At 40.8% G+C, this 20,036-nt stretch carries 23 protein-coding genes; all 23 read right to left on the bottom strand.

Going from position 1 to position 20,036, the window contains the following annotated elements:
- Positions 1-173 precede the first annotated feature (173 nt).
- The gene (locus B1728_RS24345; RefSeq protein WP_079913023.1) at positions 174-446 is read right to left on the bottom strand and encodes a hypothetical protein; all 273 of its coding nucleotides are present in this window, start codon (positions 444-446) and stop codon (positions 174-176) included.
- Positions 443-1,108 carry a gamma-glutamylcyclotransferase family protein gene (locus B1728_RS24340; protein ID WP_079913022.1) on the bottom strand — a complete coding sequence of 222 codons (666 nt, stop codon included), beginning with the start codon at positions 1,106-1,108 and terminating at the stop codon, positions 443-445. The genes B1728_RS24345 and B1728_RS24340 overlap by 4 nt, the downstream gene beginning before the upstream one ends.
- Positions 1,109-1,138: 30 nt before the next feature.
- The gene (locus B1728_RS24335) at positions 1,139-2,098 is read right to left on the bottom strand and encodes an amidoligase family protein (RefSeq protein ID WP_079913021.1); all 960 of its coding nucleotides are present in this window, start codon (positions 2,096-2,098) and stop codon (positions 1,139-1,141) included.
- Positions 2,099-2,311: 213 nt separating this feature from the next.
- Positions 2,312-2,704 carry a hypothetical protein gene (locus B1728_RS24330; RefSeq protein ID WP_079913020.1) on the bottom strand — a complete coding sequence of 131 codons (393 nt, stop codon included), beginning with the start codon at positions 2,702-2,704 and terminating at the stop codon, positions 2,312-2,314.
- A gap of 78 nt (positions 2,705-2,782) precedes the next feature.
- Positions 2,783-3,916 carry a hypothetical protein gene (locus tag B1728_RS24325; RefSeq protein ID WP_079913019.1) on the bottom strand — a complete coding sequence of 378 codons (1,134 nt, stop codon included), beginning with the start codon at positions 3,914-3,916 and terminating at the stop codon, positions 2,783-2,785.
- Positions 3,917-4,167: 251 nt separating this feature from the next.
- On the bottom strand, positions 4,168-4,998 hold the full coding sequence (locus B1728_RS24320) for a hypothetical protein (protein ID WP_144027991.1): 831 nt from the start codon (positions 4,996-4,998) through the stop codon (positions 4,168-4,170).
- Between the two features lie 27 nt (positions 4,999-5,025).
- A complete protein-coding gene (locus B1728_RS24315) occupies positions 5,026-6,144 on the bottom strand; it encodes a UvrD-helicase domain-containing protein (protein ID WP_079913017.1) in 1,119 nt (372 codons plus the stop codon).
- A gap of 5 nt (positions 6,145-6,149) precedes the next feature.
- On the bottom strand, positions 6,150-7,787 hold the full coding sequence (locus tag B1728_RS24310; RefSeq protein WP_079913016.1) for an ATP-dependent nuclease: 1,638 nt from the start codon (positions 7,785-7,787) through the stop codon (positions 6,150-6,152).
- The gene (locus B1728_RS24305; RefSeq protein ID WP_079913015.1) at positions 7,784-8,671 is read right to left on the bottom strand and encodes a hypothetical protein; all 888 of its coding nucleotides are present in this window, start codon (positions 8,669-8,671) and stop codon (positions 7,784-7,786) included. The genes B1728_RS24310 and B1728_RS24305 overlap by 4 nt, the downstream gene beginning before the upstream one ends.
- 536 nt (positions 8,672-9,207) lie before the next feature.
- Positions 9,208-10,023, bottom strand: coding sequence for a YkgJ family cysteine cluster protein (locus B1728_RS24300; protein WP_079913014.1), 816 nt, complete (start codon positions 10,021-10,023; stop codon positions 9,208-9,210).
- Positions 10,024-10,165: 142 nt separating this feature from the next.
- Positions 10,166-10,948: a hypothetical protein gene (locus B1728_RS24295; RefSeq protein WP_079913013.1), complete on the bottom strand. Its 783-nt coding sequence runs from the start codon at positions 10,946-10,948 to the stop codon at positions 10,166-10,168.
- A 31-nt stretch (positions 10,949-10,979) separates the two neighbouring features.
- Positions 10,980-11,648, bottom strand: a complete 669-nt coding sequence (locus tag B1728_RS24290; RefSeq protein ID WP_179136182.1) for a GNAT family N-acetyltransferase — start codon at positions 11,646-11,648, stop codon at positions 10,980-10,982.
- A gap of 313 nt (positions 11,649-11,961) precedes the next feature.
- Positions 11,962-12,369, bottom strand: a complete 408-nt coding sequence (locus tag B1728_RS24285; protein ID WP_079913011.1) for a hypothetical protein — start codon at positions 12,367-12,369, stop codon at positions 11,962-11,964.
- A 99-nt stretch (positions 12,370-12,468) separates the two neighbouring features.
- Complete coding sequence (locus tag B1728_RS24280) at positions 12,469-12,738, bottom strand: hypothetical protein (RefSeq protein WP_079913010.1); 270 nt, start codon at positions 12,736-12,738, stop codon at positions 12,469-12,471.
- A gap of 257 nt (positions 12,739-12,995) precedes the next feature.
- A complete protein-coding gene (locus B1728_RS24275; RefSeq protein WP_079913009.1) occupies positions 12,996-13,841 on the bottom strand; it encodes a hypothetical protein in 846 nt (281 codons plus the stop codon).
- Positions 13,842-13,863: 22 nt separating this feature from the next.
- Positions 13,864-14,166, bottom strand: a complete 303-nt coding sequence (locus B1728_RS24270) for a hypothetical protein (protein WP_079913008.1) — start codon at positions 14,164-14,166, stop codon at positions 13,864-13,866.
- Between the two features lie 366 nt (positions 14,167-14,532).
- The gene (locus B1728_RS24265; protein WP_179136181.1) at positions 14,533-15,348 is read right to left on the bottom strand and encodes a GLUG motif-containing protein; all 816 of its coding nucleotides are present in this window, start codon (positions 15,346-15,348) and stop codon (positions 14,533-14,535) included.
- A 377-nt stretch (positions 15,349-15,725) separates the two neighbouring features.
- Complete coding sequence (locus B1728_RS24260; protein WP_079913006.1) at positions 15,726-15,950, bottom strand: hypothetical protein; 225 nt, start codon at positions 15,948-15,950, stop codon at positions 15,726-15,728.
- A gap of 43 nt (positions 15,951-15,993) precedes the next feature.
- Positions 15,994-16,728 (bottom strand): hypothetical protein, encoded by a 735-nt coding sequence (locus B1728_RS24255; RefSeq protein WP_079913005.1) that lies wholly within the window; start codon positions 16,726-16,728, stop codon positions 15,994-15,996.
- Positions 16,694-17,218, bottom strand: coding sequence for a hypothetical protein (locus tag B1728_RS24250; protein ID WP_079913004.1), 525 nt, complete (start codon positions 17,216-17,218; stop codon positions 16,694-16,696). The genes B1728_RS24255 and B1728_RS24250 overlap by 35 nt, the downstream gene beginning before the upstream one ends.
- A gap of 38 nt (positions 17,219-17,256) precedes the next feature.
- Positions 17,257-18,024 (bottom strand): hypothetical protein, encoded by a 768-nt coding sequence (locus B1728_RS24245; RefSeq protein WP_079913003.1) that lies wholly within the window; start codon positions 18,022-18,024, stop codon positions 17,257-17,259.
- Positions 18,025-18,039: 15 nt separating this feature from the next.
- Positions 18,040-18,489, bottom strand: coding sequence for a hypothetical protein (locus tag B1728_RS24240; protein ID WP_079913002.1), 450 nt, complete (start codon positions 18,487-18,489; stop codon positions 18,040-18,042).
- A gap of 1,238 nt (positions 18,490-19,727) precedes the next feature.
- Positions 19,728-19,988: a hypothetical protein gene (locus B1728_RS24235; protein WP_144027989.1), complete on the bottom strand. Its 261-nt coding sequence runs from the start codon at positions 19,986-19,988 to the stop codon at positions 19,728-19,730.
- Positions 19,989-20,036 lie beyond the last annotated feature (48 nt).

The following is a 20,036-nucleotide window of genomic DNA, read 5'->3' as shown; positions in this document are numbered from 1 at the left end:
TGTTGAAAATTGAAAATGACTTAGGTCGATTGGAAATGAAGTTGAACCTTATGGAAAAAGAAATAGTAAAAGCGCAGCTTACCCAAATAAGGGAGCTGCGCTTTTGAGAATTGTTTATGAATGGATTTAGTTCGTAGTCCCGGTAAAGAAGCAAAATTCAGAGGATACCCCAGTTAATACTCCTCTGGTAAAAGAAAGGTAAAATACTCCATAACCTCATCGTTCCCATAGATCGCCCAGACCTTCACGTCATCGGGAAAAAGCAACTTGTCGACTATCGCTAACTCGTTCTCATTCCCATCGGTGATTCGCGTCTTTCCGCCGGCTCTTGGCTCAAATGAGATGAAATGTTCTTTATCCTCGAACAACCTTATGACGATGGAGATCACCAGTTTCCAGTCCTTACAACCAACTCGCTCAATTCCTGGGGTCTTCACGAATTTCAATTTTCGTCACCCTTTCCAAACGGAAATTTTGCCGTAACTATTCCTAGCAACCGCTTAGTGATCAGGATATGGCTAACTATCTCAGGATTTTCTCCATCAAGTTTAGTCGACTGTAAACACTCCTTAATTTTTTCATAAGCCTCAAACTCTCGTTCCTCATAAGCTGTTCTCGCCGCGATAGCTGCAATAACTAGAATAGCAGTGTCGATACCGTGCTCCTGGTATGCAGAAAACATAAGATTAATGTCAGGCAAGGTCAGTTGCTTAGAAATACGATCCCCATCTGGGATATAGACAAGAGCAGTTACTTCATCGCTCGGAACCCCATCCACAACCCCTTCTACAGAGAGAGCATCAATCCTTACTGGAAGGTACTTCTTAATGAACTTTCCAATATTGAAACTCTCGATTTTATCAAGCATGCCCTCATTCTCTTCGGGGATAGACCAAATCAATACCGGAACTTGGTAACGTGAGCCTATACCATAGGGCTTTTCAATAATTATGGGCTGCCCTTTAGGTTGTGAGGGTAGACCTCGAAATTGTAAGTCGTGCCTCTCAATTACGCCTTTCGCTACTCCATATGCATTAATCTCATGACGTTTCATTTCTTTGGAATTCATCAGAACACCATAAGTTGCAACCAAAATTCGCTTACTCATATTTTATCAACCTTTCGAAATGGTTTGGGTTTATATAATGTTGCTCAATACCGGTTCTGGTTTGGGATTAGGTCGGCGTCTGCCAGAATCGCCGCTCAGCTGCTTCAAGAGCAATAAGCGCATATCGCGGAACTCTGAGCCAATCGCATTCAATTTGAGCAATGATACTCGAAATGTGAAACGGTTATTGTCCGACATGGCGATCCGAGTTATTGCCTTCTTACTTTGAAAAGCTTTATCTGTTATAAGTAAACAAAGCTGAATGTACGACTTTATCCTAATTATATCGAGGGAACCATTAAATAATCGAAACTCAACCGCCTTGAACCTTCCCGACAGCAGGTTATGTAAATTCAATATTCTGTAGCGCGTCTCGTTCCTTCGCAGGGATCGGGTCGCCTCAAGCGCATTAAACCCCGAATACCAGACCTCGTTCCACTCTTCAAATGTCTGCGGCTTGACTTTGTTCAGTTTCTCGATGAACTCCTCCGAAAGATCAGCGCAGTACTGGAGCTTGCGCGACTCTCTAACGCTAAGGGCAGTCGATAGCAGATACTGATGCCTGTATACCAAATTACATAATGTTCTCAATGACTTCGCATTGAAAAGCTCGGAGCCAATGTGGACGTGAATCCCACAGTTTGCGCCGGTTATGGCGCCTGCCGCTTTTAATGATGCAACAACGCCTAAGAGAATCGGGATATCCGCATATTGCAGGATCGGAGTGACCATCTCACATTTATAATCCTCTGTTATGGGGATGACGGTGTTCCCTTCACCTTTGCGCACAGCGTCGACGGAGTTGTCCTTTACGATCTGCCAGATTCGGGACTGTTGATCTGGTACGGTAAACTCTTCGTTTTCCCACCCGCCGTATCTAACGTAGGTGGTTCCAAAATACTCCACTAGGACTTGGGTGGCTTTAAGTCGTGTTATACCGCTGAACTCGATCTCTACCCCCACAGTCAGATCATTAAACTTAACTTGCAAAAAACAGCCCTCCTAAGCGTAAAATAACTTCCTATGTATAATGTTTTTTCTTAGGTTTTCTTTGCACCAAAAGGGCGGTTTTCTAAGCAATTTGAAAAAATTGTTCGGAAAAGTTTTCATGAGTCCGATTTCCTGAGGATTTGCGGAGATTACAGCTAAGATGGGAAAAAGAAAACCACCCTCTGGTAGGGTGGTCGGTTGAGCTAATATGAGTTAGTCCTGCATTGCTTTCCTGACAGCTACTTCATTCACTTTGTCTTGGCATTCAAATACTGAGTCAATCAACCCCTGAAGCTCTTCTGCGGTAAAGTTAAAGTCAGTATTGGGATTATCGAAATTCTGTATGACTTTCCTGACTGCAATTTCGAACTGTGCTGCAGCTCTTTCCAAATCCTCAATATCGTCTCGAACAAGAGGGTAGACCTTCTTGTATTGTTCAAATCTATTGTAAATCCCGGCTTTAGCACCCTCAACGTCCCGATTGGTATTGACCCTTCGGAAATAGGAGTTATCGTTGAAAAAATGCATATCGGAATATTTACGCAGTTTCCGATCATATTGGTGCTTCTCAATTATCGCTCTGACTCCAGGAGTTATTTTCCCCAAAAGACTCACCCTCCTTCATTAAATCCATATCTCATACCATACCATTAAGCGGAAATGGGGACAAGCAAAATGAGCTACCTAGCTCCACTCGGTAAGCCTAGCCAAGAGCAAGAGCTGCAAGTCGAGCTTGTTAGTCTGCCGACTAACGTAGGGCGGTAGAACCCCTTCACTGATAAGACGCCTAAGGTGATAGTCGACTCGATCAGCCCTGAAATACGGATTATTCAGATACTCGAACACTTTCTCCAAATCGTAGTGTAGCCCGTTGAACTTAGCGGATCTCGAATGCAGAAGGTGTCCATGCTCCATACCATCTTCACCGAAGGACATGCTCTGGAACGCTTCGTATAGCTCACCGACTAATACATGCAATGAATTCAGGTATTGCGCTACTTCTTGCCGTTCTTGCTCGGGAAAGTCTTGCGGAGCAGTGAACAGCTCGATCAGCGTCTGGATGTCATAATGAAATCCATCACCCTCACGAATTCGAGTACTGTTCTCCTTCAAAAGAATTTGGAGCTGCTCGACAACATCAGAGCGGTGGCGCGAGATCGGGCGCTGCCGCTGCTCCTCGATAAAGATACCGTTCTTTTTCTCAATTACGCTGATCACGTTCGATAAGAGGGAGTATCGTTTAATCGTATACTCATGAATTTTGGCGAAGCTCATTGAGAAGCGAATAGGTTGAACCATATCGGGATTGTTGCTGTAGAGATACACAGAATAATCATCGTTATCCCCGATGCTGCTGCTGACATCGCTAGACCAAGAAGCGAAGTACTTGTCCGTACTTTTCGTTCCATCAGCACTCCTTAAGTCGACCGGATGCGCCCCGAAGCATGCCCGGATCTGCGCAAAATACGCATCGTCGGGAACAGCCGATTTGAATACCGAATTGTCCTTCTCTAACGGGTGTTCGATATCAAAAACGCGATGGAGCTGCTCGATGGATTGAAGGACAATATCGTATGTCGTTATCAGCTGCAGAACATTCAATGAACGAACATCGTCATGAGAGTGGCTCAAGTCGATGTACGGCAACCCGTTCACGCTGACGGAGAGCCAGTCCTTCGCAGAGCAAATTAGGCTCCATAGGTTCTTGCCGTTGTAGTTGCTGTATGTGTTAATCAGGAAATCGTCATGATCGCTTACGGCTTGCTTGAACTTCTCAAGCAAGGAGCTATCGAGAATGTATCGGTTCTTGCCTTTCATGCTTTACCCCCGCCCGACAATGGATACTTCAATTCTAACTTAAATAACCATTTTCAGCCACATTCTGCTTGGGTGAGTAGGTGCTGAAAATAAAATGTCCCATGTGCTTCCGTGCACATGGGGCTATCTGAAGGGTGGAGTTGGCACTTTCGAATTTATCAGCACCACTTCGAATGTATTTAGATCAACCGTTAGATCTTGTAATTCGTCCAGATCTACCTCTATCCGAACAACTGTAGGGTGCAGAACACCTAGTGCAAATCCGGATTAACATCTACTTTCAAAAACGAATCGATCCTCTTTTTGTGATCCATTCTTCTTTTAGGTATTCTGGTCGGAACATACGAGCGAATAATGATGTTTTTATAGGGTTCCTCTAAACAATTGTCCTTAAGGAAATCCCATGCATAATTTCTAGTAGAATCAGATATCGTTCTTTTAGTCCCCTGCATGAAACCAAATTTATGCTTGAAATGATATGCATTCCCCGCATGTTTAATTGATAATAAATAGTAACCATCTGGTCCTGGCACTTTATACTCCCAAATTTCAAAAAAGTGCGTTTGAGGAGTATCTTTAAAATTACTTTGATATTGTTGATAATATAGTTCACTGTTTTCGACAGTATGTTTGATTTCGGGAAAAGTTCCAATATGTGAAGTAATTTCAACTAACGGTTCATTATATATTCCTTCAATCTGCTCATCCGTATGATCTTTTGCTTCTCTAATTTCTAACTGACTCATGTTTAATGGTTGAATGTTACCATAGTCCATCGCTAAAAGTAATTCTTTAGAAAAACCCGTGGCTGCAATATAAACCTTAGTGATTTTAACCCCTTTATTCATCAAAATGGAATAGTATTCAAGTACCTGCGAGATATTCGGAAAATCAGCATAATGTCTTTTGAACTCAACTAAATGGAGAGTGTGATCAGATTTATCTCTATAGATTACATCGCATCGAAGATTTGTTGCGACCCATTCTTGTTTTGAATGCACCTCCCAATTCACATTGAACTTCTCGGGGTTATTTGCAAAAAACTCTTCAAAAATCGCCTCTTTATCAATATTAGAGCTCACAGCCTGTCCTACCTTCATTTAATAATATCAGATCACATACTTATTAAGTCCTTCAAAATCAGTCTCTTCGTTATAGTCATAGACGATTCCCACACTGAACTTCGCTCTAGTTAACGCAACATACAGTTTTGAACGGCTCGTAGAAGCTAAGTCAAAAGTGTTATTCTTAATCCAACTAATAATGGGTTGAGTTGGATATATTAATACCCTTTCGAACGTAAGACCCTTAGATTCGCCAAAATTAACACTCTTGTAATTTTTATTTACGCTTTCTCGAACGCTGTCTCTTAATTGAACTGGGTTGTAGCTTTGTAAATAATGTTCAACATCTTGTTTTCTTACTAAAAAGATGCCGTCATGTCCCGTCACCTCATATTGGTTTGACTGGCATGGATTATATTCAGGAAATAATTTTGAAGAATAACTACAAATTACTTCATTATTTCTATGGGATACATTCAACGAGTCTTCATCAATATCACAATCTATCCTGCGACATTCTGTTTGAATAAACTCTTTGATACGCCCTTCTTTATAACGATCATATTTTCTTTCAATGTGGGTAAGATATGTTACCTGACGAGGATCACCTACGAAAAGTATGCTTGAATCGCTCTTCAATAGAAGCTTTACAATCTCCAAGTCATAGCCTGCTAAGTCTTGAATTTCATCAATAAAGATATGCGAATAGATGCTGCTTAATCTCTTAAAAACAGCGCCATCGCTTGTTTCGTTACATCTGATAACCAATTTAGAAATCTTATCTGAGTAAACTTTTGAGTCGCTTGTAAAGTAATGTTGTTTAAAGTGAGTAGCTTCACCAAAGTAAACCCTACGTGCTCCCTGAGCATATCTCAAAGCCGATGGTTCATTTACTAGAAGCATTCCTCGAATTGGCTCATCATATAACCCACCCTGATAAGGTCTGATTCCATGTTGTAGCAAAGTAGAAAACCAAGTTTGAATTGTGACATGGCATGGAATGCATCCATTCAATTCTACAAACTTCTTTCGGATTTCAGCTTCATTAGCTTGAGTATAAGTTGTAATAAGTACGTTCCCTTCACGTTGACTTAATGCTTCATTTACAAGAAAAGTTGTCTTTCCAGAACCGGCTGCTGCGATAACCAGTTTATTAGTCTTCATACTGATCACCTTATAGCTTCAGAGATGTATTCAGGGAATACAACCGATTCAGCCGTTTCAAAGATTTTTAATGCACACTCAGTTTTATGAGACTTCATATATCTATGCATTTCATCAACGTCTGCGTATTCTGTTCCGAAAATAATATTAAACTTGCTGAGCTCATTAACCTTTAGCAGTTTTGGCTCCAATGTATTGTAGTTAAAAGGGCTCTTTCCAATAACTAAATTACCTTCATCTACAATTGGGTCAAAACATATTTTAATACCTTCTTTTGCGCTATCACCCAGATAGTCACTGTACTTTCTATTAACAGCCTCTACGTCTCCATCATTATCTGTAACGACTGTTACAGGTTTATTAAGCAATACCGCGATTTCTAGGAAACGTAAGAAAGAAGTTCCTACCGAAATAACATCGATTTCATCTTGAATAGGTAATTTACCTTCATTTGAAAGCATGTATGCTTTTTGAATTACTAGTTCATCGGAATCTCCCTCTACCAGAATAGCCTTTTTACAAAGAATAAGCCGAAGGGTATCATAACCTGCAACCTTCTGGAAGAACTCCTTAGTATCGAGTTTTAGGTCATTTAGCTTTATTGCCTTCTTTTCGTTTAACAATATCAAGTTACCTAACCCCAATTTATTAGCTACAAAACTACTATGCGTAGAGATAATTATTTGTTTGTCCTGCTGATTCCCCACGATTTTACTAATAAACTGATTTAATTTAGTGTGTGATAGGTGATTTTCAGGCTCTTCAATTAAGATGACCGCAGCTTCTCTTGTTCTCCTATGGCTCAGAGCCAACTCAGTTTTAACAATACATTGCTCGCCTTTTCCTACGAAGTGAAAGGGTACGTCATCAAGATACGTCACTAAGCTGTTTTCCCAAGCGTTCTTAGAAAGTAACTCAACAGAAAGTTCAACTTTCTTTCCGGTTAGAACAGCGGTTTCTTGAATTTTTGCATTAATAGCTTGAATGGATTCTGAACCCATGAAATTATCTCGCATTTTTCTATGCGCTTGGGAAATATCCACTATATCTTCAGGCTCTAGGTTGTCCCGAACAATTCTGGAAATATAAACATCAGATCCATTTTGGTATCGATTACTTGACGAATCAATCATGGCAGACTTTAGTGGAATGCTTTTTGTCGTTATTATCTCCCTGGCAAATGTAGACCAGACCAAATCATAATATTCTATGGGGAGTGTTTTTACGTCTCCCTTGCTTACTAACTGTTCATATTCAGCTTGATACTTTTCATCGAAACAAATTTTAAGTGAGATTCCGCTTTCCTTTGCTCGATCGCTATTACCATTACCTTCTAACAAGGCTATATCATCGCCACTCAAATATACTTCAATCAATATGTAAGGTAACTCGTGGCTTTGTCTTTGCTCCAATCTTGTTAAGTATTCACTTACAACTGTATTGTTGAAATAATACTGTGTTAACTCATTTTTGATTTGTCTGCCATTAATAAGCCCAGTTAGTGCTAAGTGAATCGCTTCTAGAATAGTACTTTTCCCAGCCTCATTATTCCCGACTAGGATATTCATTCCCTCACTAAGCTCTAAGACGAACTCCCCGTAAAAGCTCTTAAAGTTCTGGATTTTCACCTTTTTAATTTTCATTTGTCACTTCCCCCACTCAGTCTTTCTAAATATGCAACTACTAGATGGGATACACCTATCATTAGCTCGGCTTCATACTGGTCAACTGGGACAGCAGGTAGATTTCCGTTATCTTTTAATTTTGAGTTGCGATGATGTCCAACTTTATTTAAGTAAGTAGATACCCCAGTTAACAACCCAGTTATTCCCTCTCTTTTTTGCTCTGTAATATCGCTGAGAAACTCTTCCCAAACTTTCGGGCTATATGGACCCCCACGACCATTTCCAATATCCGTATACGATTCAATTACGGAGAGACACTGTCGAAGGGCATCGTAGGTCATGCCCCGCTGCATATGCTCACGAGCAATATCAAGCTGCTCATATGCTCGAATCCAACTTTTGTCGTTTAACAATGCTGTAGGAAGGCTTACTCCGTATTTGGTGGAATACCCGTAATAATGTATGAACCGAATCCAATCAGACTCAGGTATCTTTATTTGTTGGCTGCCGGTTATCGGAATGATTTTATTTCCGTTCTCCCTAACTTCTACAATAGCTTTAACATCAATTGTGAAATACAGATCACCAGTACGAACTCCTTCTATGGCAGAGATATCATTTGAGTCAAATATCCAATCCCATTCCCTATAGCCAGAGCTTTGATTGAATACTCGGATGTTGGACTGGATTGCTCCAACAGCTTTTTTCAAAAAAGTGGAGTTAACTTTTGATGATACCTGAATGTCCAAAATGTTTTGAAACCTGTGCGTTTGATCAGACAGAGAGATTTCATAAAACTGGATGTTTTCTGAGACTCTCAAATCGAACTCAAACTTTATGTATGTATTGTTATTCAAATGAGTAGAGTGCATAGATGATTCAAACAGATTTATTGTATACATGAGCTTGAAGTATCTCCTTCAATTAAAAAGATTTGAGAGTATAACAACTTTCCTCCGAACATGAACCACAATTCAAATGATCTTCAAACCCCAAAATCACCGTAGGTATGGATCTACCTAATGTGCCAGAAATACAAAACCTGTGCTGCCCTTGACCTGTACTGTAGTGACCACATTTATACTTGTAGAGATTTATTGGAAACATACGCTCAGGTTCTTCCTTCATTAGCTGATTAACATATGGACAATGCTTGGGATTCGATTTATCCGTATCTTTGTGCTTTTCTAAATCTTCTAGACCTTGAAGAAATAATGAGCACCCCTTCGAGGAATCTTTAAAAACATGACAATTACCTGCATGGAAATAAAAACTTACTGATTTACCCTTTAAATCAAAATCATTAACTCTAACCCTTATTTTTTTAGGTCGAAGTAATGATCCCACTCATCTCTAATCAGCCTTTTATAGCTATTGATCCGACTTCGTCTAATGAAGATTAGTTTTCCATGCCCCATACCGTAACTCCCTTGTAAACTCACTTTATAGCCGCTGCCTTTTTAAGCTGCATCGAATTGCTTTCTTGAATCGACATATCTAAATTGTGTCGGTTTACAACCGTTGGCTTGATAGGATTAAACCGCTGCATCGAAGCGAAAGTATAAATACCGTAAAATAGTGGGAGTTTCCGAATATAAAGCGATCCCTGCTTAGCTGTGACGTTTACTATTTCCTCGTACTTTGTCTGTAAGTCAGTCACATCAGGTGTAATATCATTATTTTGTAATCGACTCGGGATATATTCACACACTGTACTCTCTATTGAATTCAGCTTCTCGTCTAACTTAAAATGAGTGGTTCCATGCGTTCTACAAACCATTGGGCGTTTGCTATAGACTGAACACCTTCCATTTTCCTCGTTAAGAAGCGGACATGGGAAGCTTGTTCTAGTTTTACCACCTTTAAATGATTTGAACTTATTTAAGTTGCCCTCGTAATCAAGCTGGGTCTGGATTGCATTATCTAAATCTGGATGTTCAGCTTGAAAATCCCGGACATTATCCATCACTTTTTTATATAGGTTGATAATTTCCTGCTCAGTCCATGTAGTATGAATTTCATCCATGATTATCTCAAGCTCAACCTCTGAGACTGTAAAGAAATCGCTGCAACAATTACTACATCCCGAGAAACACTGGTGGGTATTATCAGTATGCTTAAAATATGATTCAACTGTAGTTTCAACTTGCTCATAAAGTTTGAATAGGTGTGCCGCACGACTGTCAGAAGCGACCCGATGACAATTTTTCGAAGCCTTCCCGCTTCCACAGAAGCAACGTTCTTTCTTAACCATAAACTACCTCCAACATGTATAATTCCGCCTGTAAATATTCGCCAAAATATGACTAAATCCCTTCTCCTGTAGGGTGATAGACCTACAGGAGCTTAACCCCACTTAAAATGTAAAGAGCCGAGCAGCACTCTACTCGACCCCATTAATTACCGAAGAATTCCTTCTCCAAAATTTCAACCACTTCACTTATAGGTATGACCCATAGGAACCCTACCTCTTTATTGCCATTGGATAATATACCAAGCAATCGAAATGGATTTTCAGTATCTTCTCTTTGATAAGAATAAGCAAATGAACCACTCATCCCACCAAAATCGGGCAGTGGATGCCCTGTCTGACCAAATTCATTAGTCCCATCCACATCAGCCATTAATACTATTCTCTGCGATGCTTCATCAACTCGATCAATAAAAGTCGTATAAGGTGTCGTTGTCATATCAACTACGAATGCACCATAATCGACATCGGTTCCTTCTCCAGAAATACCATGCAGAAATACAACATTGGATTTGTTTTCAAAGTAACCTAATGGGCCTTCATTAATCAAACCATCTTCCAAGAAACATTTATTTTGTTCCTGTTCCATAAATACTGCAGACGTTTGAGCAACTTCAAAGATTGCTATATCTCCATCGAAATCAACTGCTTGCTTCAATAAAGTCAATGCATTTGTTCCGCCTTGATACTTGTAAGGAATCACGATATCAGAGAGAGGAAGTAGTTCATTACCTAATGTGACAACATGTTTAGCCGTAACAACAAAAAATCTATCCTTATATTTCAGTAAACCTGCAGATCCAAGTGTACCAATTTCATAACCTGCTACACCTGTCTTATTAAATACTCTAGTCAAAGATGGACCGGAAAAGAGTTTAAACTCCTTAGATTTTTGAAGAAGTTCTTCCTGTTCAATTCTAATCTCCATGATCTTCACCTCATTTAAGCTTTAGTCTTGTCTAACTGATTTCAAATGTATCAGCTTTTGATAACTGCTCAAACTCTTCCCGAGTAGCCCCAAGCTCCTCATTCAACCAAAGGATCTTTCCAGACCCCTCATTCAGCTCGACATCGAATCCGAACTTCCGATAGAAGTGAGCCGACCGTTCAATGTGACCCCAATCGACACCGGAAATCCAACCGTCGATGAACCTGATACCTAACTGGCGAGCGATCTTTAAGATCTCGCTCATGACAATGGAGCCGTAGCCGCGATTAACGTGAGCTCCCTCAATACGAATGTCTGCTATCTCAATACGCTGTTCCTCTTGAAATACGTGCAAGTAGATATTGGGGTCAGCCAGCTTTACGCCTTTATCTGTAATGATCCGAATACGCAAATTGATATTGATATCGTCTTGATCGTCATCGTAATACAATCGATATACGATGACTTGTTCGTTATACTTGTTGGTCACGACATTGAGGACACGATGACCTTCACCCTCAATCTGAGACGATTGATACTTAACCTCGTATTCGATATCACCTTTCCGCTTCAAAGGGATCGGCTTATAATTACGCATTCGCTTCAGATCATCGAGCGAATCGCTCTCGCCAAATAGACCTTTCAGGACATCCATTATCTTTAACTTCTCCTCGTTAACCCGCTGATCTTCATCATTCAAAGCAGGAACCCCCTTATAGCCCGAAGCCGTATCTGTACTCCTTAATTCAACAGGTTGCCTCCCAATACCTTCCATCAAGTCGACAGAAATCTACAACAGAATAGGATAGACTACCGATCAAGCATTCAATCTCTGCTTGGGTGGACGGGTGATTCAAACAAAATGCCCCATGCGCGGGGATGTGGCGCACATGGGGCTATATGAAGGGAGAGCTGATACGTTCCAAGATATCAGCTCCACGTAGTATGTATTTAGGTCCCCGTTGGATCTTGAAATTCGCCTACCCCTTATTCGAGCGGGTGAGGAGAGGAGCTTACGCCATTCTGTTCCTTACCAATAAGTCTATCCCGTATCGTTGATAATTCTTAAGGAATCGGTTGTCGATATGGATATGGTTCAAGATCCCCATATAATCCACTCCTGGCTCCGAGTGACGATAATCCTGAGTGATAAAGTAGAGGTTGAAGTAAACATGATCCTCATCGTCCAATTTACTGATTCTGTCGAAAAGACCTTCAACATCGGCTCGGTTCACGTATCTGAAGGATTTCCGCTCCTCAACAATGTAGAACGGATAAGATAGTTTACTTACCGAAATGATACTCTGGAATTTCCTCAAATCTTCGGGGATTGAATTGAAATAATCCTTCGCCGCTTCCTCATCTCGAAGGATACCTGATATCCAAGTTCGGCTACCGTTGTGAGCTTCAATGATAAACAACTTCCTGCCTCCTCGATACATCATTGGTTTCCGCTCGACTTTAGCTGTTATCTGTAATTGAACAGTCTAAGAGAAAGAAAGTCAAATGCTGATTCGCATTTACCCCTCCTCGAACATAACGGAGAACTCCATCTTGATCGCACCATAGCATTGGTCGCATACCATGATGTTCTTGTCGCCCGTACTGATGAATGTGGCTTCTACATGGAAATCTGTGTCTGGAAGAACCTCAGGCGGCATGAAGCTCTTCGAGCACACCCCACAGCAACCGTGGAGCTTCATGTAATCATCCATGCAAAGGGAACCCATGTCGTGGATTAAATGATTGAACAGCATTTCAGCTTCCTTCTGGCAAAATACACAACTCATCTACAACGCCTCCAAATTGTTATTGAACGCAAAAAACCGCAGACTTCGCCCGATAAAGGCAATGTCTGCGGTGCTTCCGCATTCCGAATTATTAACTTGATTCCAATATACCCCAAATGACGATTAAGGGCAAGAAAATCCTGTCTTGCAGGATCAAGGTCACGATATACAAATCAATGGAAACTATAGTTCGAGAAATCAGCTACACTCCAGGACAAAAAGAAAACCCCTTCCAAAGAAGGGGCTACCTTTACAACTTAAACAACTCCACTACCAAGTTTCAAAATCCATGCGATAAGACCACCAAGTTCGCCGACAACCAAGTAGAGCAGACAGATAGCAAGTACGATGTACGTTAGGGCTCTTCTTCGTAAGTAAATCACATAAGCATTTTTATATCCTCCAGATGAATCAAGAGAAGCTTCTGTCTCTTTTACAACTGATAATGCGTCATTTGTAACGAATCGCGGCTTTCCATTGCTTTCTGAACGAGCATCCATCCATTCTCGGGCAAAGGGGAGTCCTATGAAAGCAAGGTCTAGAATAGTTGAACCAATAAGAAAAATTGAAAGAAAAACAGCACCGATACCGAAAATAACGCGAACAACTGGCAAGATTGGGTTTAACCATTTCATAGCCGTGAATACATCCGCTTTCGTACTATCCATTACCAACGGTATCAACAAAACTGAGACATCACTGTTATAAGATGACATAGTGTCGATGATGTTTTGTTGGGTTTGTGTCGATACAGGCGATTTCTGCAATTCTTCAATGAATATACCTAATGCATTTTTACGGGATTTTTCTGTTGCAGCATTAAAATTAGTGCTATTGAATTTGATAGCACCGCTGCTGTCATCATACACCAGTAGTCGGGTATCAGATGATTCAACACCTGAGTTTGCTTTAAATTGCAACTTTAAGTACTCACCATCTGTCCCCATCTTTGACCAAACTTCACTCATATGCTTCTTATCACCAATCGGTATTTGAATACTCTTTATATCTGAACTACCATCGTTTGCTGCAAATGCCCCTACTGCTCCAGTAAATAGAGAGAACACAATTAATAGTAAAAAAAGAAATGACCCCTTCTTCATTGTATAGCCACTCCCCTAAAATCTATTTAATTTCTAGAGCCTTCCTTACCTTCTCTTCCGGTTTAAATTTCATAATTCTGAAATAAGCAAATATACCTGCAAGGAACATACATGAAACCACAACTGTATTGCGCATGGTTTCGGAGACCTCGAAGTTTACTTGCCCCCCTGTGTTAAAGATCAGTAGCAAGGAAGCTACAGTAACACCCATAAGAGCGACTGTGAATGCTAACATTTCGAGGAACCAAACACCCGCCTTATAAATTGTCCATGTTTTGCGACTGTACATTACTCCTACTATCGCTTTAGTCATCAATTTAGCCATAAGCTCAATACCTCCAATTTTGTGTGCATATAGGACCAAAAATTCCTTTCTAGAACCCACTCATAAGATAAGTCACACTCCACAACAATTAAGGAAATCTGCAATCGACAATCTAATTCATAGATTTTGGGTTCTATTGACTATAAATAAGCTCTTCAAAAAACTCCTAAAGTTCTTTATTCTCAATGAATGAAAAATAACAACTTCAAATAAAAAGTCCCACGCTGCAGATCGCAACGTGGGCAAGAAGGGAGAGTTCGGTAGTAGCCAATGAGAAGAAATTCTGGTTACTTAGTAGTGATTATTTTGCCGAATTATCTCTTAAACTTTAGCTATAATTGATATACACAGGTACGATCGCTACCCTTACCAAGGTACGTTTCGACCTACTACATCTCCGGTGAAATCTCGACCAGATACCCCTCCTGAAGCAGTAGAATTTGTTACTGATCCGAACGAGCAGTTCTCACCAACCAAGCCGCCCACCATCCCCCTTGCTGCAACTGAACCAGTTGCAGAGGAATCAATAATTTCAGCTTCTTTAGTTGGTGTTCCACCGTTCTGACCAACTAAACCACCTGCTCGAATAAATGATGCACTAACATCAGCACCTGAGTAAGAATACTTAATTATCCCGTGATTATTACCTACAAGTCCACCTACATTGAATCCATTGTAGCTGGACGATACTGAACCGGTTGTGTAACAATTTTCAATAATGCTGTAACTACGTCCGACCAAGCCTCCAGTGAATGAAGCACCCAACACACTCTCATTTTCGAGACCGAGGTTCTTAATAACTGAACCGTACTCGGTAAACCCAAATAAGCCTACGTTATTGCTGTTGGGCTTAACGATCTTCAAATTTTTAATAAGATGCTCCTGTCCGTCGAATACCCCAGTGAATGGGTGGTCAGATGTGCCAATAGGGTCCATACTCAATCCTCTTGCATCAATATCGGATCCAAGCTTGGCATTTGCGGTAACAGCTCCACCATTCACTTTATTTGAGAACCACTCTAGATTTTCCTTGCTAACAAGAACGTAGGGATCGGATGTTGTTCCCGAACCGCTAGGTGAAGCAGGAGCTGCCATAGTTGCTGGTGCCGCGGCAAGGATCATGGCGACAGTTGCAGACAGAATAAATACTTTCGAGAAAGCTTCCAATTTCCCCTTAATCATTAAAGCATCATCCTCTCGAGGTAGTTTACGGTCTCTATAACATCTAAAGAGCTTTACCTTCCCACTCCTATGAAAGCCCATTACATGAAACCGCCTTATTGAATAATAATTTTGATTACTGGCATACTCTTGAAATTGTTAAAAAATCGCCAAAAGAAAAAGCGCAGATACCCTAAGGGAACACCTGCGCTCAGCCTTTAACTAAATTCGTACTACATCGGAACGATCTCAATAAGGAAACTACCAAGTCAGATTTGAATAGCACTATAAACGTCATGAGCGGTAAGTCCAGCTCGCCTACCGGAACTCCAAAAATTCCAAGTTACCTGTGTAAACAACCAATCAATTATCATGACCAAAAGAATAACTGTGAATCTTTACTGCGGAGTGCCGCGTTTTAAGTCAACGTCCCGACTCCACTGACCACCGCAGTCGGGGCAGATAAACGCCGTTGTCCGATCCAACACTTCATCATAATAAGCAATTTTCCTCGAGAAATGAGTTGCACCATAGTTCTTCTGGCTCTCCAAGGGAATGGGGGCTCCTTGAAGATTTGCACCGCAGTAAGGACAAAACTCTTGGCTATTTTTTAATTCAGTCATAACAACCTCTCCTCTACAGGATAATTTCGAAGTCCGGAAAAACTTACAAAATAAAGGTATCGTTCTTGTAAAAACTCATATCGCCAGCTAAAAGAATAATTGAATCAAATGAATAATGAGGCGTATCCTTCTTGGTTTTCCCGCTGAATAACGAGTCGACTAAATCCTTTGGGTTAAATACTTCAAACCTTACGCTAGCATAATTTTTATTTGTATCTTTATGCACGTTGATCCGACCGTGAGCCAGCTGCCAGCTGCCGTCAGGTTGGGTGATGGCAACAATCAATCTCAAACAAGGATTCAATGATTCTAATTGGTATTGCGCTAGTTTACCAAGCCAGTCCCTAAGCGTTTTATCGATTAGACCATACGATGAAATTAAGCTAAATACCCCCGCCCCTCCTAGTAGATCCTGCCCACGGAAGAACTTGAATTCCTGAGCAGTGACAAATGGCGACTTTATAGCAATGAAACATAAGCACTTTACAAGTTCTTGGTATGTTACGTTAGTTTCAGCAGTAATACCAGTATCTAAATCTGCACAGGCAGTTAGCACACCTTCAATAAATGAAGCAAATAACTCATCATGATAAGTACTAAGTCGACTATTAACTACAGAATAAATGAATGTGGAGAATCCCTTATCTGTATATGGGGCATAGACGATATCGAAGATCTGGTCATGAGTTTCCAATGATACCATTTCGATGATTCGACCGTCCTTCGGATTTGGATGATGGTACTCATGGAATGATGATTGGCGATAAATTCTTGGCAACTTCAACGCCTCCTGCCTTATACTTTTTCCTTTTACTTAGGGACTTCAACAGTTCTTCTGAAACATTAGGCAGGTCGAGTGGATTGACCACAGACTTCCTAATATCATAGAACTCCATTAAAGCCTCCCGAACAGCTTCGATATCACCGGCATATTTAATTCGATTGATCTGGTCACCAACCAAACTTTCAATTTTTCTCGATGCATAATGTACGTTCCCCGCGACCACCTCGACTGAAGCCCCAAAACGATCAGCAACTTTTTGGTAGTTCAGGTCCCCTTCGGTCAAATAATAATAGAGTCGATCCCCAACAGTGCTGAATAACTGGTGATTGGCAGAAGCAACATACTCCCTAGCGAAACCAAAGATCTCTTCAAGTGCATCGGCTTTTTCCTGAATTAACTCCGACCTAGCTACTTCTCGACAGAACCGCTTCTCGGTATTGAGTAAACTAATTGTCTGTTTAATTACAACAAATGTGTTTGCCATAGCAATCGCCTCCATTAAATGTGGTAGGGATAACGGTTTTACTCGGTAAAATCTCCACCAGACCTGACATATAGATTTTGTCTCGATACCCAACTCTGCATTTGAGCAACTTGATGTTCAACATCTAGGGGGTCACCCTCGGCTGAGAGACTAAACTGACCTTCGAACAGTTTCTTTAACCCGTTCCACTCCCTTGCTACACCTGTCTTATCGGTTAAAATAGCAAGAATATGCGAAATCCTTTGAGTGTCGAAATTGTTTGCTAAATAATCCTTGACGCAAGATTCAGTAAGCGTCCTCAGAAACTTCAATTCTTCGGAGCAATCCTCAAGCTTAATACCGTAGTCAAACTTCGGCTCTGGGAACAGCGAGGGTGCTAGGAAATAGTCCTCAAGATTAACCTTCTTCTGTGCTAAACGGCGAAATTTCAGTAAAGCATCCTCAACCCCCTCGATGTTTTCGGACTGGACAATTGCCTTCAGCGATGCGCCAACAATATCGTAAAGTATATCGGAATAGTACTTTATTGAGCTCCACACTTTCTCTACTGGAATCGTGAAGTGGTCTGCTGTCTTTATTGCATTAAGATCTGCTCTTTCAAAGTAGTACTTCAAACGTTCCTTTGTTTCCTCACTTTTAACCCAAGAGTATGAATAGACAAAATCATGAAGCTCCATTATGCCATTGTACTTTGCCCTATGGAGCCTATGATCACTTGCAAAAACGTTGTCGTTTAGAAATTGAATTGTGATTTCTCGTTGGGACTCCAGCTCGCGGAATACACTTTGGCGATTCTTTTTAGGCATATCTTTACCCCTCCCTTAAGTAATCAAGTCGAGAAGTAGCTTATCGTTTTCTCTAACATTCTCAGTGAACCAGTTTTCAATCTCCTCGATCTCCTCAATGCTGTTAGCCTCAAGAAGGTAATCAACCATTTCTCGGTTTAAAACTGTCTTCGAAAGTTTAGATACAACAGCAACACTAGCTGCATATAAATTCCTTACACTTTCAATCCCTGTCCCAGCTAGATCCTTTTCAGTGCATCTGCGACCTTCTAGACATATTTTCAGCAGCTTATGTTGTCTTGGTGATGCATTACTCATAAGAACAAAGAAGAACCCGATAATTTCGAGGTACGACGAAACCTTTCTTTGCAAAACAACTCGCTCCAGATTTGTTATGCCGATGCTATTCGCCTTACGTTGGATCTGCTCAATCTCCTTAGTCCAACGACTAATATCTGTCGAGACTAAAGTTTGAACTTTGCCCATCTCACATCATCCTTCCCAGGCTTTTAGTTAAGTGAAGTTAAACCAGCAGAATAGAGCCTTCATTAGCCCGACTTAGAAACTAAAACGGTATTCAACCCGTTAACGCGCTTGGTTTATTATTAGACTTCCGTGAAACCCTAGAGCCGCAAGGAAAAAACCGCCGTAGGATAATTGGGAAGTGAAAATTATTATCGAAATTCTAAGTAAGACTTCTAAGTAGGCTATACTTTGAGTTATTTTTGTTGGTCGTATACTCTTGAAGTTGAATCCTTATCAATTCAAATTTCATAGCTCAATAAAATAAGGGATGATGTGTGTTTACAGGAGTTGTATGAGGAGAGTGTTGAGAAAATCGATCTGAATCAACATAAAACGAGGGAATGGAATCAGTAGTGTTCCCTAGTCTGTTAATAATCTCTGACTGAGTGATGAGTTATGACCGCATACAAATAAGAACTGCTGGTAGCACAATGGAAGTGACATAAAAACAACAGCATCAAGGAATTAGAAATTAACAGGGGTCTGCCCCCATTCTATCAAGGTCAATGCCGACCTAAATGGAAGTAGTGACTAGCGAATAAAGCTCCTCAGAAAATGTAGCTGACGTAAAGAAACCATGTCAGTAGTTTAATTAACCGCTCGACATTTATATAAATTATCTAAGTTAATCTCAACATTTATAATGAGCACTCGGGCTTTTTATAAAATGTTGATCTGTAACTCGGCAATTATAATCGCTGCTCGGCATTTTTATAAGATGTCCTAGGCTATTTCGAGATTTTTATAATCGAAACTCAGGCTTTTTATAAAATCATTAGCTGTAACTCAATATTTATAATGAGCACTCGGGCTTTTTATAAAAATGTCATTGTTCATGTAACGGCATCTCGGGCTTTTTATAAATTATCCCTCAACAGCAGTGCCTCAAGCTCCAACGGAAAATTATCATTAATACTATTCATGCACGTAAAACTATCCACCGCGGCGAATGTAGGTCATGAATTTCTGAGCATGTGGTAAAGAGGAGTCCATGTAGGGATACAACTCACGAGGTTCCTACCCAGGCTCGGGAGAAATTTAAGGAGCTACCCCTGATGCAGCGAGAAGGGAACAAAAGGCGGATCGCTGAGGATGATACTAATGTCAAGGTTGTCTGGATGACCTTCCAATACAGATTACCGGGTCTAGAAACATAAGAAAAGCTCCCATGCAATTAACTGGTGGGAGCTCTCGTCAATTTAAGCGAGTTGCTGAATTACCATGACGTCCTGACCATCGTCAAAGTGAAAGTAAATACTAATACCGTCAGGTTTAGTTGTGCCTTCTCGGTAGTGATCGACCGCCAGCTTAATACCGCGAACCCCATCCTGCCGCTGATATTCAGTTACCTCGTCTGAACCAATGAGCCTTAAGCCGATCCGCTCGATACCAAGCTGCTCCGTTACCAACTTTTCGGCTGCTTTCCATCTGTCTGCAAATTTCATTACCGGCTTATTCATGAGAACCCCTCCATAGGTATAATTAAAGGAGGTATCCACTATCGACAC

This window comes from Paenibacillus sp. 32352, from assembly GCF_002042965.1.
Lineage (GTDB): Bacteria > Bacillota > Bacilli > Paenibacillales > NBRC-103111 > Paenibacillus_S > Paenibacillus_S vulneris.
Note: the sequence above shows the minus strand (reverse complement) of the source record. Positions and strands in the feature narration are given on the sequence as shown.